Below are 15328 nucleotides of genomic sequence, written 5' to 3'. Positions count from 1 at the left end.
CTATTCTCCGGGCTCGATGTTCACGCCCAGGGCCGCAGGGGCCGCTCTGCCCTTACCACGGGCGGACGAGAACAACAGGACGATGATGGTCAGCGCATAGGGCAGCATAAGCAGCAGCGAGGAAGGCAGCGTGGCCCCGAGTGCCTGCAGGCGCATCTGGAAGGCCATGATGCCCCCGAAGAGATAGGCACCGAACACGGCGCGGCCGGGACGCCAGAACGCGAAAATGACCAGAGCCACGGCAATCCAGCCGCGTCCGCCGGTCATGTTGTTGGTCCACAGGTGCGTATAGGCGAGTGAAAGATAGGCACCGCCCAGCCCCACAAGAAAGCCGCCGAAAAATACGCCAGCCCAGCGCATGAGCACGGGGTTCAGGCCTGCGGCGGAACAGGCGGCGGGATGCTCGCCAGCTGCAGCCATAGCAAGCCCCCAGCGGGTGCGGTTCATGAAGAACCAGAAAATCAGGGGCAGCGTGTAGGAAAGATACACCAGCGCATCATGCTTGAAGAAGATGCCGCCGATGACGGGAATGGACGAAAGCACGGGAAACTCGAAGGGGGTGAATCCGGTGGTGGCCACGCCCACATAGGGGGTGCCGAGGAAGTCGGCAAGGCCTACGCCGAGAATGGTCAGGGCAAGGCCGGATACAACCTGATTGCCCTGAAACACCTGACAGACCAGACCGTGCAGCAGTCCGAGAACGCCTGCAAAAATCCCTGCCATAAACAGGCCCACCCAGGGGTTGCCCGTAAAATAGGTAAACAGAAACGCGCCGAACGCGCCGAAAATCATCATGCCTTCAACGCCGAGGTTCAGCACGCCGGAACGCTCGGTGAGCATTTCGCCCAGCGTTGCATACAGAATAGGCGTGCCGGACTGCACCGTGGCCGCGAGAATGGGAATAATCAGTTCAGCGGTTATCATTCCAGTCCTCCGTTAACGGCATTACGGGCATCACCTGTGTTACCGGTATTGCTGGCGTTACCGGCATTACCGGCGTTACCGCTGTTACCGGGCGTGTCGACTTCCCCTTCCATGCCGGAAACGCGCTTGATCTCATACCAGTTGAAAAACTGTCCGGCGAGCACGGTGATGAGCAGCAAGCCCTGCATGATACCTGCAAAGGCGGCGGGTACCTGCAGTTCAAGCTGCAGGTTTTCCACCCCTACCCGCAGACCTGCAAGCAGAATGGAGAACACCGCAATGGATGTGATGCGCAGACGGGCCAGCCATGCCACAACAATGGCAGTGTAGCCGTAGCCGACCATCACGTTGGGCTGCAGGCGGTTCAGGGTGGCGGAGGTTTCGATAAGTCCGGCCCAACCGGCAAGGGCGCCGCACAGGACCATGACCAGCATTACGAGAAAGTTGTAGGGCATGCGCGCATAGCGGGCGGCACGGGGGTTCTCGCCACCGGCCATGAGCTCAAATCCCAGACGGGTGCGCTTGAGAAAGACAGACAGCATAACGGCCACCACGGCACATACCGCTGCCCCCCAGTGAATGCGGCCGAACATGGAACCGATTATCGCGGTATCCGGGAACATGACCGTCATGGGAAAACCGAAGCTCGCGGGGTCCTTCCAATCGCCATACACATAGTATTCGAGCAGCAGCATACCGATATAGTTGAACATCAGTGTGGAAATGATCTCGTTCAGCTCGAACTTGAGACGAAGAAAGGCGGGAATGGCAGCCCATGCGGCACCAAGCGCGGCCGCAGCCGCAAACATGAGCGGCATAAGCGCCCACGCAGGGGCGTCAGGGAACGTGAGCACCGCCCATGTGGCTCCCACGGCACCAAGGGCGTACTGCCCTTCCGCACCGATGTTCCACACCTGCATGCGGAAACAGACCGCAACGCCGAGGGAACAGAGGAATATGGGGATGGACTTGAGGGCGGTATCTTCCAGCGAGTAGCCATGGGCAAAAGCGCCTTCCCACAACAGCAGGAGCGCACGCATGAAAGGTTTACCCTGAATGGCGAGCAGCAGGCAGCTTATGCCCAGTGACAACGCCAGGGCCGCAAAAAAAATAAAAAAGGAGCCCCACTGAAGGGGCTCCTGTCTCTTAGCTATTCTGAATCCTAGCATGAAGCGGGAATCTCCAGTAAACCGGATTGGAAACGGACGTTATTCGTTAGAACCGACAACGCCTTCAACAAACCAGGTCATGCCGAGCAGCATGTCATCAGGTGCAACATTGCCGGCGGCAATGCGTTCCTTGCCGGACTGATCCTTGATGGGACCAGTGAAAACCTTGTACTTGCCTTCCTTGATCTCGGCCTTGCGTGCATCCACGAGAGCGCGGACGTCCTGGGGTACCAGTTCGCTGTAGGGAGAAAGGTCGACAACGCCTTCGGAAATGCCCCACCAGTAATGGTCGGACTTCCACTCACCCTTGCGAACCTTCTCAACAACGGTGGTGTAGAAAGGAACCCAGTTCCACACGGCAGAGGTCAGGTGAGACTTGGGAGCGAAAGCGGACATGTCGGAGTTGTAGCCGATGCTGTACACGCCACGTTCCTGAGCGGCTTCCTGAGCAGCAGGAGAATCCTGATGCTGGGTGATAACGTCTGCACCCACGTCAAGCAGGGACTTGGCGGCTTCCTTTTCGGTGGCGGGGTCGTACCAGGTCTTGGTCCATACCACGTGTACCTTCACGTTGGGGTTCACGGAACGTGCACCCAGGGTGAAGGCGTTGATGCCGCGGATAACTTCGGGAATGGGGAAGGCAGCGGCGTAACCGAGAATATTGCTCTTGGTCATCTTGCCGGCAACCATACCCGCAAGGTAACGGGCCTGATAGATGCGGCCGAAGTAGGCAGACATGTTGGGAGCGGTCTTGTAACCGGAGCAATGCATGAAGGTGATGTTGGGGAACTTCTGGGCCACCTTCAGGGTGGGGTCCATGTAGCCGTAGCTGGTGGTGAAAATAATATCGAAGTTCTTGCGAGCCATGTTCATGATAACACGCTCGGCATCGGCACCTTCCGGTACGGATTCAACGTAGGAAGTTTCTATCCCGTCCATCTTGGCAATGGCCTGACGGCCAAGGTCATGGGCAAAGGAATAACCGGCATCGCCGATAGGCGAAACATACACGAAGCCGACCTTCATTTGCTTCTCAGCCGCATGCACGGTCCCGATACCGAGCATGGCGACCAGGGCGACAAGCGCCAGCACACCAAACAGTTTACGCATCACATCCCTCCGAGCGCAGAAAATGTCATAATGATAATGGGTTGCAAAATTGCGGAGTTCCACGGGGGAACGCCCACCTCGCGCCGATTCAGAAGCTGTATCGAAAAAAGGAAAATTACCCTTCTTCCTTCGAATTTACAATAGGCTCGACAAACTGCACCGCGCTGTCCCAGGGCAGCAGAATCCACGTATCCTGCCCTACTTCCGCAATGACTTCCTCCACGAGAGGACGTCCCTTCGGCTTGGCATACACGGTGACAAACAATGCCTTGGGCATCATGTCGCGCACCACCGTGGCGGTGGTACCCGTGTCCACGAGATCGTCAACGATAAGCCAGCCCTCGCCGTCGCCCTCAACATGCTTGAGCACGCGCAGTTCGTTCTGGTTTTTCCAGTTGTAACTGGAGATGCACACCGTCTCGATAAGATGAATGTCCAGCTCACGGGCAAGAATCGCCGCAGGCACAAGCCCCCCGCGCGTGATGGCCACTATGCCCTTGAAAGGGCCGCGGTCGCGCAGACGGGTTGCCAGTTCTCTTGCATCCCTGTGAAACTGATCCCAGGAAACAACAAACATCTTCTTGTATCGGTCGGATTTAGCCACGTGTTCCTGCCTTGCGCTATCAGAGCCGGTTAGAACAACCGGCTGTTATCAATGAAAATAGAGGGAATTCACTTCACAGTGAAACCCGCTGCAGATCGGAAAAAAGGACTATATCGCGCCCTGTTGCTGCGTGGTTTGCCCAGTTGTACCCGTTATGTCAAGTACGGGTGCACTAACCTGAGCAAACACACTACCACAGATACATCAGTCCTTCTGTTTCCGGGTGCCGCCATACAGTTCATATTCCAGCAGGCGGCATTCTATCTTGGCAGTATAGAAAGGAATCTTGCGCTTGGTGCGCAGTCCCACCTGCTTGGCAAGGTCGGGGTTGCCCGTAAACACGTACCCCATGTATCCGGCACAGCGCTGTTTGAAGAAGTCGCCGATACCTGCATACAGCTCTCCCAGAGTTTCCTTGTCGCCCAGACGTTCTCCGTACGGCGGGTTCATGATGATCATGCCCCCTTCTTCGGGAATGGGCGTCTCGGTAAAATCGCAGGCTCCGAACTGGATATAGCGTTCAACGCGGGCTTCCTTGGCGTTCTTGTATGCGGATTCCGCCGTGGGGCGGTCTATGTCCGTGGCAATGATGCGGATGGAAAGCTCGCCCTTTTCATTGGCTTCGGCTTCGTCCAGCAAGGCGTCCCAGTCAGCAGGGTCATACCCCGGCACATGCATGAAGCCGTAATTCTCACGCATCAGCCCGGGGGCGCTGTTCAGCGCAATGAGCGCCGCTTCAATGGCAAGGGTGCCGCTGCCGCACATGGGATTGACAAAATGCGTATCCCCTTTCCAGCCCGAGGCAAGTATGGTTGCCGCGGCCAGAGTCTCCTGCATGGGGGCCCTGCAGGGAATCTTGCGGTAGCCACGACGGTTGAGCGGTTCACCCGAGGTATCCAGATACAGGGTGCAGTCATCACCGGCCCAGTGCAGAAAAACGACAGTGCCAGTGCTATCCGGACCGGAATCCGGCCGCCGGTCGAACTTGGCGCGCATGCGGTCCACGATGGCATCCTTCACGCGCACATTGGCGAAACGGGTATCACGTATGGAGTCGTTGTTCACCACATGGGAGCCGATGGACAGATATCCGTCCGGCGCGAGCCACAGCTCCCACGGCACCGCGTGCACCTGTGCATACATCTGGTCCGCATTGGACGCGTTGAATTGCTTGAGCACAAACTGCACGCGATGGGCAGTGCGCAGATACAGATTCAGACGCATGCATTCACGCAACGTGGCTGTGGTTTCCACCGCTGCTGACAGTTCCGAGTGAACGGGAAAACCCAATGCGCTCAGCTCTTCCGCACAGACGGAGGCAGCACCTCGGGGACAGGTGACGAGCACGGTGCTCGGTGTATCAAAAACGTTCATATGGTATCCGTTACGGGGCAGAAGTGAATCAGCTGTCGAGATGCAGCAGCTTGACAAGAAGGTCCGTCTGACCGGCCGCTTCGTCGTTGCAACGCATGGTCTCGAATTCCGCTGCCGTATATTTCATTTGCAGTTTGTACATGTTGGCGTAGGCGTTGCCGAACTCCCCGCTGTCTGTGCGGGCGGCCTTGCCTGTCCGTTTCATATGCGTCACACGCAGGTGGCCGGTATACACAGGCATGCGCCCGTGCAGCACACCGCGCAGGTCGTGTTCCAGATCGTCATATTGCGAAGGAGAGAACCTCAGGTCGAATCCGCCGTGCTCCACCAGCGTCTCACGCAGGTACATGTGCGTACAGCCGGTGACGGAAGCGCAGGGGCGCACATAGTCGAACCAGCCGAAATCCAGTTCCTGATGATGGATATCCGAAACACTGAAACGCCGCGTATACGGCTCCATGCGCTCCGGCGCGGGAAGCACCTCGCCCCCTTCGTCCAGATGCAGGTCTACCGCCTGCAGAACCATGGGGTTGCCGTGGTCCACCACCTTGCAGCCCCAGGCGAGTGCATCGGGGTAGGCGTGCATGGCGGCACCGAAACGGCCCAGCCAGTCGGGGGGGAGCATGGCGTCGTCGTCGAGGTACGCGACCCAGCGGCAATCCGCAAGCGCTTTTATCTGCATGAGCCAGTTGCGTGCAGCCGGCGCGCCCACATTAAGCGGCAGGGATACAATCTCCATCCGGTCCCTGCCCATACGCTCGCGCCACGCTTTCAGCACATCGGGCGTGGCATCGGTGGACCCGTTATCCAGAACGATGACGCGGTTGCCGTCCATGTCGCTGGCTGCAATGCACTCAAGCGCCCTGTCCAGATACTCGGCCTTGTTCCATGTATATAAAAGGGCCGCGCCCCGTCCTTCCGGCAGGCGCACATCCGTATCCAACCCTGTTGCCACGTCATGCAGGCGCAGCAGCGTGTTTATGCACCACGGCCGCTGCGCAGCCGCTGCCTTCCACAACGCCACGGCGCGCGGTTTGTCACCGGCCCGATACACAGCCTCGGCAAGCCGGACAGAATACGTGACAAGCGGCAGGCTGCGGGCAGCACGGTCATAATGGAATACTGCGGTTGCGAAGTCTTCGCGGGCAAAGGCCACGTCACCCATAATCCGTTCTTTCAGCGGGGCGGGAATGGCGGTATCGGCATGCAGCCATGCAGCCAGCCTGTCGTATTCCGCTTCATAAAAACCCACCATGAGCGCCTGAGAAGACCAGAACAGAGCACCCGGCTCCTTCTCGCGTTGCTGTTCCAGAAAACGGAAGGTTTTGTCCGTCTCGCGCTTCTGCAGCAATCTGTTCAGATAAGACTGATTCTCCGGCTTGCCCGAACCGTGCACGGCAGAAACAACAGCCAGCACTTCGGGCCTGAGAACTGGACGGATTCTGTGCAGCGCGAGCAACTGCCCTGCGGTATTGCCGTCCAGACAATCATGTTCCCACGCGGCCAGCAGCAGATCACAGCCCAGTTCGGTATACAACGCGGCAGCAGGACCGCCTTTTCCGGCAAGGCCAAGAGCAGCATCGGCCATGCCCAACAAGTGCACCTTGCCCACCCCGCCCTTGAGCAGGGGGCGCGAAAGTTCGGGCGCAAGCGCCTTCCAGTCAATGATCACAAGAGGTTCCTCTGGTTCAGGGTTGACATCCGGTGCGGTCCCCTTCAAAGTTCGTCAGAACGGACTCTTCGCAGTGTGCCTTGGTTCCGGCAGGGAATCAATACCTCAGCGCGCTATCCTTCGAGCATATCATACATAATGACTGGCACAGTTACAGGCATAATTACAGGCATAGTTACAGGACGGTACCATGTCACAGGCCTTTACCGCCGACCAGATAGACGCACTCTGCGCCGCCGTGCCCACGCTGGAATACGGCGCGCTGGGGCTTGAACATCAATGGCGTCACATTTCCTTTGCGCTGCGGGCCTCAAATCAGGCCGAATCGCATGAAATACGAGAACTGTGCAGCCGGTTTGCCCTTGAAATGACCGTATGGGCCATGCAGGATGCTCCGCTCGATGCACGCCTGCTGCGCCTTATGGCAGATATGGATGCCCTTTCCGGCTGCGCGGCAGGACTCCCCGTATCCCGATGGCTGGAAACGGCAACCGCCCCGGATCTTACCGATCCCGAATCCGCTGACTGGCATGCGGCGCATACGGCACCGGACATTCAACGGGCCCTGACCGCATCACGCCTTGCCGGACCGCACTCCCTGTACTGGATCAACGCCGGAATAAACCGAGCACTGGCCTGCGGCGACTTTGAACTGGCGCAGCGCATCGCAGATTCCATTCCCGAATCCCTGCCCGCACGTGAGGCACTGCATGCCCGCCTGCACGCGGAGATTACCTCTCACACCCTCGGAACCGAACAGGCAATGGCTGCCCTGCAGCAGGTGACACATCCGGGTTTTGCCCTCTGGCATACGCAGCAGACAGCCACCCTGCTCCTCCAGCTGGGCGAAAGAGAGACCGCCGCCTCGCTGTTCCGTGATCTGTGGAAGACCATGGGCTTTCATCCCAACCTGACCCTGCAGACCTACGAAGCATCCACCCCGCTGGCCAAATCCCCTTTGCCAGACAGCCTTAACGCGCCGGCCATTGTGCTCTATTCATGGAACAAGGCAGAGCAGCTGCGACAGACGCTGGAAAGCCTGCGGGCATCCGACACAGGCGACTGCCCTATCTTCGTGCTGGACAACGGGTCAACGGATGCAACAGCTGCCGTGCTCGACCGTGAAGCTGCGCAATGGGCGGAAGGACGGTTCAGGCGCATATCCCTGCCCATCAACGTAGGCGCACCGGCAGCGCGCAACTGGCTGCTCTCGCTGCCCGAGGTCCGGCAACGGCCATGGACGGTCTTTCTGGATGACGACATCATCCTCCCGGATCACTGGCTGCGCACATTGTGGAGCACCGCACAGGCGCATCCGCAAGCCGGTGCCGTGGGCTGCACGATCACTGACCACACAGCCCCGCACGCCATACAGTGCGCAGACTTTCACCTGCTGCCGCAGGCAATGGGCCAGCGCAGCTTTGAAGACCTGCAGGAACACGCCTTCGTTTACGGCAATGCATCCGGCGAGCGCGACACCGCCTTGACCGCGTTCACAAGACCGTGCATGCATGTATCCGGCTGCTGCCACATGATCAGCGCACGTTCAATAGACGCCTGCGGCGCGTTCGACGTACGCTTCTCGCCCAGCCAGTTCGATGATCTGGAACGGGACATGCGCGCAGGTCTTGCCGGGTATCACGCCGTCTACAACGGCTCGCTGCGTATCCGGCACATGCAGCACTCCAGCCTGCGGCAGGCCAACACCCCTGCCAAGAACGGCCATATTTTCGGCAACAAGATCAAACTGGAACACATCCACGGCGAAAAGGCCGTTGCCAGACTGAGAGATGCCAGCCGCACTCTGGTTCGGGACGACCTGAAACGCAAAACCGCCCGTCTGCACAATATGGCAGGCGCATGAGACATATGCCCCCAACCATTCTCGTTTCCATCATCATTCCCGTCTGGAACCGCTGGGACCTGACGGAGGCCTGCCTGAAGAGCCTGCGCGCCCATACCTCCGGCAACTTTTTCGAAGTGATCGTCGCTGACAACCACTCCGAAGACGAAACAGCCACCGCGCTTGCCCCGCACGGAGAACAGCTTTTCGGCGACAAGTTCACCCACCTGCGCTTTAACCGCAACACGGGATTCGGCCCTGCCTGCAATGCGGGGGCAAAAGCGGCACGGGGCGGGCTTCTGCTCTTTCTGAACAACGACACCCTGCTTACGCCCAACTGGCTGCCGCCGCTCATGAAGGCCATGCAGGACGATCCGCGCATCGGCGCTGCGGGGCCGCTGCTGCTGTATCCGGATACGAACCGAGTGCAGCACTGCGGCATTACCTTCACGCCCTCGCTGCGCACCGAACATCTGTATGCCAATTTCCCCGCTGACCACCCTGCCGTACACGCAAAACGCACCCTGCAGGCCATAACGGGCGCAGCCATCATGGTGGAAAAGGAACTCTTTTTCCAATGTGGCGCATTCTTCAGCGGATACCGCAACGGCTCGGAAGATCTGGAACTGTGCTGCCGCATACGGGAAGCAGGCAGGCGACTCGCCGTCATCACGCAGAGCCGTGTGTATCATCTTGAAAGCCAGACCCCGGGCAGAGGCGATGACGACAATGACAACGCCGCCCTGCTCAATGAACGCTGCAAGGGCTGCTTCGGACCGGATGTTCACCGTTTTGCCAGACGCGACGGCTACGAGATGGCCCTTACGCCGTGGCTCGAATCCTACATCACCCTGCCTGCGGAGAGGGAAGAAGAGCTGACCATTGCCATGACGCAGCAATTCAGCCCCGCCGCCTGCTGGGAAATGTTGCAGAAAGAACCTCTCTGGCACACGGGCTACAACCTGCTTGCCGCTGTGCTGGAGGAAAACGGTCAGTTCGCTGAAGCCTGCGGCGTGCGCCTGCTGCAAACCTATTTCTTCCCCATGCTGCCCTACTACAAGCAGCTTGCGGCCACTGCCGCAAAGTCCGGCAACATTCCGCTTGCCCGCCAGGCCATAGACAAGGCCGAACACGTCAACAAGCTGCTTGAAGATCCGGGGCCGCTCATCAAGAAGGCAGCAGGGCTCGCAAACTGGGCAGGCAAGGCCGGTGAGAAGGAATTGCAGCAGTTATATGAGGGCTGGCTAAAAGACTTGGGAGTTTTGTAACAAGCTCGAAATAAAAAAAGGAACCGCCGTATCTTCAACAGGATACGGCGGTTCCTTTTTTCAGGCAAACAGTGTTACCCCATAGAGTGCGAGGAACGCTACTTTTCAGCCCACCGGGCCAGAATGGACGCATATTCCTCTTCAGAATAGGTGGGAGCATCATACTTGCCTGCCAACCGGCGTTGGCGGGAAGCCTCCGACAAAATGACTGCGGCAGCCACGGAAACGTTGAAGCTCTGGATCATGCCGTACATGGGAATGTAGACCTCACCATCAACAGCATCCACAAGCTCGGTATCCACGCCGCGATGTTCGTTGCCCATGATGATGGCCGTGGGACGAACCAGGTCGTATTCCTGCAGGGGCTTGGCCTTGGGGGTGCAGCTGGTTGCCAGAACCTGCATGCCTTCGGCACGCATGGCGGCCATCAGGCTCTCTTTATCCTTGTGCCGCACGGTATCCACCCACTTGCGGGCAGAAGCCGACGAACTGGCGCCCAGTGTGGGAAAAGCCGTGTCCGTATAGTAAAGATGCACCTTAGGCACCCCGAAGGCATCACAACTTCTGTATATTGCCGACACGTTATGAGGATCGTGGATGTTGGCGAGCACCAGGGTCAGATCCTTTTGTCTGAGCGAGAGCACCCGTTCCAATTTTTCCAGTCTCTGCGTTGTTCTTTCACGTACCATTCTGTTGTTCCACTGTTACATCTAAAGTGTGTTGATGTTCTGCTGATGTTTGCAAACCATGCTTTACAGATGTTTCCTGCATTTGTCACCTATACTGGTTGGGTACACAATCTGAAAGCTGATCAGACAAACCATTTGCCCCATTTTTCACAATGATCTTTCATCAAAAAGTAACCACATGAATTTGCAACGTTTTAATCTTTTGTTACGGGTTTTATTAAATTTTTCCCTTAGCGTCTATTGAAAAGACGGTGTGTACTCGTTAGAAGGTCTGTGGTCTTGTGGAGTTTTTCACTGCATCCGCACAGGGTTTCCCATCGCGTCACGCTTCCGGATCAACAGAAGATCGGAACGTGCAGCGTTACCGGCGAGGAGGGGTTCTCCCGGAAACGACGCTGCTGCAAGGATACTATCGTGCACTCGACTATGGACGTTCACCGCGACAACAAGGAGGCTGAGACGGTGTTTAACTGGCGTTCTATCAAATCATTGGCTGTCATCGCTGCTTCGCTGACTGCCATTATGCTGCCCGCACTCGCATTTGCCAGCGAAGGCGGACATGGCGGCCCCCATCTGGATGGCGCTCTGCTTTCCGGAATGTGGGTTATTCCTTTTGCCTGCATGCTGCTTTCCATCGCGATTTTTCCGTTGGCGGCACCGCATTTCTGGCACCACCACTTCGGCAAGGTTGCCGCATTCTGGGGGCTGGCGTTTCTCGTCCCCTTCACTTTCCAGTTCGGCTTTGAGCTGGCTTTGTATGAAACGATACATACTCTGTTCCTTGAGTATATCCCGTTCATCATCCTGCTGTTCGCCCTGTTCACCGTTGCAGGCGGCGTACGCCTGACCGGCAGCCTTGTGGGCACCCCCGCACTCAACACCGGCATTCTGCTCATCGGCACCCTGCTGGCGAGCTGGATGGGTACCACCGGTGCTGCCATGCTGCTCATCCGTCCTCTGCTCCGCGCCAACGCACACCGCAAGTACAAAGTGCACTCCGTCGTGTTCTTCATCTTCCTGGTTGCAAACGTGGGTGGTTCTCTGACGCCTCTGGGTGACCCGCCGCTGTTCCTCGGCTTCCTGAAGGGTGTTTCCTTCTTCTGGACCACCGTGCACATGCTTGCACCCATGGCTCTTGTAGCCAGCATTCTGCTCGCCGTATTCTTTGCCATGGATACCTATCTGTTCGGCAAGGAAGGCAAGCCCATGCCCAAGGGTGACGCTGCCGGTTCCGGCGAAAAGTTCGGCATGGAAGGCAAGGTCAACCTGATTCTGCTCGGCGGCGTTGTTGCGGCAGTTCTTATGTCCGGTATGTGGCGTCCCCACGTATCCTTCGACCTCTATCACGTTCCGGTGGAACTGCAGAACATCGCCCGTGACGTTCTGCTGCTCGTCATCGCCGGTCTGTCTCTCAAGCTGACCGACCCCGAGAGCCGTCGCAAGAACGACTTCAACTGGTTCCCCATTATTGAAGTTGCCAAGCTCTTCTCCGGTATCTTCATCTCCATGATTCCCGCCATCGCCATTCTGAAGGCCGGTGAACATGGTGCGCTGTCCGCCGTGATCAACATGGTTTCGCATGAAGGCACGCCTGTTAACCCCATGTACTTCTGGCTCACCGGAGCGCTGTCGTCCTTCCTGGACAACGCTCCCACCTACCTTGTGTTCTTCAACACCGCAGGTGGCGACGCCGTGCACCTGATGAACGACATGAGCCAGACCCTGCTCGCCATCTCCGCCGGTGCCGTGTTCATGGGTGCGAATACCTATATCGGTAACGCCCCCAACTTCATGGTCCGCTCCATCGCTGAAGACCAGGGTGTCAAGATGCCCAGCTTCTTCGGCTACATGGCCTGGTCGGGTTCCATTCTGATTCCCTGCTTCATCATCGTCACCCTTGTCTTCTTCTAGAAAGACAAAAGACGTATCCATCAAAGGCCTCCGGATTTACCGGAGGCCTTTTTTCTTTTCTTGCAGCCGGTTACGCGGGCTTGCAGTTCCAGACGCATCAGCATGTTGAGCGTGCACACATTTTTTATATTTGTGGCACGTTGACGGCAAAGAACAGTGAGTGGTATGCAAAGCTGAAAACGCATTCATCCGCACAGCGTGCACACACCAAATCATTTTTGACAGCACGTGCGCCGGAAACAAGGGAGATGGCCAATGCACATTTCAGAAGGGGTTCTCACACCAATGGTACTTGCAGGCTCAGCCTGCCTCACAGTTGTGGGAACAGCCATCGGACTGAAAAAAATGGATTACGACAACCTTGTCACGGTTGCCATTCTTTCCGCCGCCTTCTTCGTCGCCTCCCTTATCCATGTGCCGGTCGGCCCCACGGCCACCCACCTTGTACTGAACGGTCTGCTCGGGGTCATTCTGGGCTGGGCCGCTTTTCCGGCCATTCTGGTGGCCCTTGCGCTGCAGGCAATTCTCTTCCAGTTCGGCGGGCTTACCACGCTAGGCGTGAACACGCTGAACATGGCACTGCCCCCCGTACTCTGTTTCTATCTGTTCCGCCCCCTGCTCACCCGCGGCACGGCCAACCGCTCTGTTGCCGCCTTTGCCTGCGGGGCCTTTGCAGTAGGTCTGTCAGCCGTTCTTACCGCAGGCTCCCTTGCCCTGTCCGGCGATGCATTCTTTCATGTGGCACAGGTGCTTCTCATCTCCACCCTGCCGGTCATGGTCATAGAGGGCATTGTCACCGCCTCGGTGGTATCCTTCCTTGCCAAGGTACGGCCGGAGGTTCTTGCCTTCTCCGCTCCTGCAACTGCGCATCATCACGCCGATGACGCGGCTGCCGCAGCAGACCCTGCTGAGGCTTCGGCCCGATAAGCATGCAGCACACTGCTATCTCAATCTCCGGAGCTGCCGTCTGCCTCACGGGCTGCCATAACAGGATGTGCGGATGCTAGAAGAGCCGTTTTCCTCGGGCACCAGCCCCATGCACAGACTTGACCCCCGATGCAAGATACTCGCAGCAGTCTGTTCCGCCATCCCCACCGCGCTAATGCAGCACATGGAAAGCGCCCTTGCGGTACTTGCCATCTCCCTGCTGCTCATGGCCATGGCCCGCCCTCCGGCAGGTCCGCTGATGCGACGCATGGCTCTGGTGAACCTGTTCATGGCCCTGCTGTGGATATTCCTGCCCTTTTCCACCCCCGGCACACCTCTGGCGAACTTCGGCCCCCTGACGGCCACTGCGGAAGGCATACGCCTTGCCGCGCTCATTACCCTCAAGTCAAACGCCATCATCCTCACCTTCATCGCGCTCATAGCCACGTCCACAGTCACTGCAACGGGTTCCGCCCTGTCGTCACTGCATGTTCCCGACAAGCTGGCCCTGCTCTTTCTCTTCACGTGGCGCTACATCCATGTCATTGCACAGGAGTATGAACGCCTGTGTACTGCGGCCAAAATCAGAGGTTTTATTCCGGGTACAAACATGCACACGTACAGAACCTATGCAAACCTTGCCGCCATGGTGCTCGTGCGGAGCTGGGACAGAGCCGAACGCGTAAACAGCGCCATGCGGCTGCGCGGTTTTTCAGGCACGTTCCGCACCCTGCACGAACAACGGCTGCATCTGCAGGACATTGCCACAGCACTCATGATTACAGCTCCCTTTGCCATCAGCTTCGGCTACGACCTCATCCTGCGCTTCGGCCCGCTCACGGTAATGCCATGACACATACTCCCGACTGCAAACATCACACGGCCGCAGAAATCGGCCTGCCTCTACTCCGTGCAGAAAATATAAGTTACTCCTATCCCGGCTCTGCCACGCGGGCGCTGGATAACGCCACCATCACCCTGTTTGAAGGGGATCGTGTTGCCTTGATAGGCCACAACGGCAGTGGCAAGACGACCCTGTTGCATACCATGATGGGCCTCATAAAACCATCGCAGGGGCATGTATGGTATAACGGCGGCATAGTGACCGGCGAAAAGGGCTTTCAAATGCTGCGCCGTGAGGTGGGATATCTTTTTCAGCAATCCGACGATCAGCTTTTCTCTCCCACCGTCATTGAAGACGTGGCCTTTGGCCCGCTCAATCTGGGCATGTCACCCGATGAAGCCCGTGAGGTTGCCCTTGCAACCCTGCACTCTCTGGGGTTGCATGGCTTCGAGGACCGCGTGACACACCGGCTTTCCGGCGGTGAAAAAAAGATGGTGGCCCTTGCCTCAGTGCTGGCTATGCAACCCAAGGTGCTGCTGCTCGACGAACCTACAAACGATCTTGATCCGGACACGCGTGCGCGCCTTATCGAGCACCTGAACGGGCTGCCCATTACCCGTTGCATCATCTCGCACGACTGGGATTTTCTGGAACGCACCTGCTCGCGCTTCGTCACGTTGCGCAAGGGTATTGTGCAGGATGCCGAATACGTGCCGCATGTTCACGTTCATATTCACGACGGCGGCAATGTAGACCACAAGCACGAGGATAACGCCTCCTGATCACAGCCGAGTATTTGCGAGATTCAGTCAGAATACAAAGAAAAACGGGCGTGGTGCATACACACCACGTCCGTCTGTTTGACGCCCCTCAATAAAAACACAATCATCATTAAGCCGGAATTGAAGCCCAAAGATGCACTTTATCGCTTACACCGGGTGCAGGGGGATTATCCCCCTGCCCGCCGGAGGCAAACCACTCAAAAATGCTCTT

General features: G+C 57.7%; 13 protein-coding genes. 6 read left to right on the top strand and 7 right to left on the bottom strand.

Annotated elements, in window-relative coordinates; translation table 11 throughout:
- The 6 genes from HUV30_RS09425 to HUV30_RS09400 form a co-directional block, all read right to left on the bottom strand.
- Nucleotides 1-921, bottom strand: coding sequence for an ABC transporter permease (locus HUV30_RS09425; protein ID WP_174406146.1), 921 nt, complete (start codon nt 919-921; stop codon nt 1-3).
- Nucleotides 921-2093, bottom strand: a complete 1173-nt coding sequence (locus tag HUV30_RS09420; RefSeq protein WP_174405185.1) for an ABC transporter permease — start codon at nt 2091-2093, stop codon at nt 921-923. The genes HUV30_RS09425 and HUV30_RS09420 overlap by 1 nt, the downstream gene beginning before the upstream one ends.
- Nucleotides 2094-2132: 39 nt before the next feature.
- A complete protein-coding gene (locus HUV30_RS09415; protein WP_174405184.1) occupies nt 2133-3203 on the bottom strand; it encodes a BMP family ABC transporter substrate-binding protein in 1071 nt (356 codons plus the stop codon).
- Nucleotides 3204-3318: 115 nt separating this feature from the next.
- On the bottom strand, nt 3319-3807 hold the full coding sequence (gene gpt / locus HUV30_RS09410) for a xanthine phosphoribosyltransferase (protein ID WP_174405183.1): 489 nt from the start codon (nt 3805-3807) through the stop codon (nt 3319-3321).
- 204 nt (nt 3808-4011) lie between these two features.
- Nucleotides 4012-5181, bottom strand: coding sequence for a THUMP domain-containing class I SAM-dependent RNA methyltransferase (locus HUV30_RS09405; protein ID WP_174405182.1), 1170 nt, complete (start codon nt 5179-5181; stop codon nt 4012-4014).
- 28 nt (nt 5182-5209) lie between these two features.
- Complete coding sequence (locus HUV30_RS09400; RefSeq protein ID WP_243452133.1) at nt 5210-6853, bottom strand: glycosyltransferase family 2 protein; 1644 nt, start codon at nt 6851-6853, stop codon at nt 5210-5212.
- A gap of 190 nt (nt 6854-7043) precedes the next feature.
- Here HUV30_RS09400 and HUV30_RS09395 point away from each other — a divergent pair, with 190 nt between their 5' ends.
- Together HUV30_RS09395 and HUV30_RS09390 are read left to right on the top strand one after the other, a co-directional pair.
- Entirely contained in the window at nt 7044-8717 is a 1674-nt protein-coding gene (locus HUV30_RS09395) for a glycosyltransferase family 2 protein (protein ID WP_174405181.1), read from the top strand.
- A 5-nt stretch (nt 8718-8722) separates the two neighbouring features.
- Entirely contained in the window at nt 8723-9964 is a 1242-nt protein-coding gene (locus HUV30_RS09390; RefSeq protein ID WP_174405180.1) for a glycosyltransferase family 2 protein, read from the top strand.
- 98 nt (nt 9965-10062) lie between these two features.
- Here HUV30_RS09390 and HUV30_RS09385 read toward each other — a convergent pair whose 3' ends face one another.
- Complete coding sequence (locus HUV30_RS09385) at nt 10063-10653, bottom strand: TrmH family RNA methyltransferase (RefSeq protein WP_174405179.1); 591 nt, start codon at nt 10651-10653, stop codon at nt 10063-10065.
- 522 nt (nt 10654-11175) lie between these two features.
- Between HUV30_RS09385 and HUV30_RS09380 the strand changes: the two genes are divergently transcribed.
- The 4 genes from HUV30_RS09380 to HUV30_RS09365 all read left to right on the top strand — a co-directional run bounded on the left by HUV30_RS09380 (nt 11176) and on the right by HUV30_RS09365 (nt 15117).
- Nucleotides 11176-12564 carry a sodium:proton antiporter gene (locus HUV30_RS09380; RefSeq protein WP_243452188.1) on the top strand — a complete coding sequence of 463 codons (1389 nt, stop codon included), beginning with the start codon at nt 11176-11178 and terminating at the stop codon, nt 12562-12564.
- Between the two features lie 255 nt (nt 12565-12819).
- Entirely contained in the window at nt 12820-13491 is a 672-nt protein-coding gene (gene cbiM, locus HUV30_RS09375; protein WP_174405178.1) for a cobalt transporter CbiM, read from the top strand.
- 73 nt (nt 13492-13564) lie between these two features.
- Nucleotides 13565-14344, top strand: coding sequence for a cobalt ECF transporter T component CbiQ (cbiQ, locus tag HUV30_RS09370; RefSeq protein ID WP_174405177.1), 780 nt, complete (start codon nt 13565-13567; stop codon nt 14342-14344).
- Nucleotides 14341-15117: an energy-coupling factor ABC transporter ATP-binding protein gene (locus HUV30_RS09365; RefSeq protein WP_174405176.1), complete on the top strand. Its 777-nt coding sequence runs from the start codon at nt 14341-14343 to the stop codon at nt 15115-15117. The genes cbiQ and HUV30_RS09365 overlap by 4 nt, the downstream gene beginning before the upstream one ends.
- Nucleotides 15118-15328: the final 211 nt, after the last annotated feature.

It is taken from the genome of Desulfovibrio subterraneus, assembly GCF_013340285.1.
GTDB classification, from domain to species: Bacteria; Desulfobacterota; Desulfovibrionia; order Desulfovibrionales; family Desulfovibrionaceae; genus Halodesulfovibrio; species Halodesulfovibrio subterraneus.
Note: the sequence above shows the minus strand (reverse complement) of the source record. Positions and strands in the feature narration are given on the sequence as shown.

Excerpts from the sequence above, each read along its gene's own strand:
- HUV30_RS09420 (WP_174405185.1), bottom strand. The coding sequence starts at position 2,093 with ATGCTAGGATTCAGAATAGCTAAGAGACAGGAGCCCCTTCAGTGGGGC.
- HUV30_RS09415 (WP_174405184.1), bottom strand. The coding sequence starts at position 3,203 with ATGCGTAAACTGTTTGGTGTGCTGGCGCTTGTCGCCCTGGTCGCCATG.
- HUV30_RS09405 (WP_174405182.1), bottom strand. The coding sequence starts at position 5,181 with ATGAACGTTTTTGATACACCGAGCACCGTGCTCGTCACCTGTCCCCGA.
- HUV30_RS09395 (WP_174405181.1), top strand. The coding sequence starts at position 7,044 with ATGTCACAGGCCTTTACCGCCGACCAGATAGACGCACTCTGCGCCGCC.
- HUV30_RS09390 (WP_174405180.1), top strand. The coding sequence starts at position 8,723 with ATGCCCCCAACCATTCTCGTTTCCATCATCATTCCCGTCTGGAACCGC.
- HUV30_RS09385 (WP_174405179.1), bottom strand. The coding sequence starts at position 10,653 with ATGGTACGTGAAAGAACAACGCAGAGACTGGAAAAATTGGAACGGGTG.
- HUV30_RS09380 (WP_243452188.1), top strand. The coding sequence starts at position 11,176 with ATGCTGCCCGCACTCGCATTTGCCAGCGAAGGCGGACATGGCGGCCCC.
- cbiM (WP_174405178.1), top strand. The coding sequence starts at position 12,820 with ATGCACATTTCAGAAGGGGTTCTCACACCAATGGTACTTGCAGGCTCA.
- cbiQ (WP_174405177.1), top strand. The coding sequence starts at position 13,565 with ATGCTAGAAGAGCCGTTTTCCTCGGGCACCAGCCCCATGCACAGACTT.
- HUV30_RS09365 (WP_174405176.1), top strand. The coding sequence starts at position 14,341 with ATGACACATACTCCCGACTGCAAACATCACACGGCCGCAGAAATCGGC.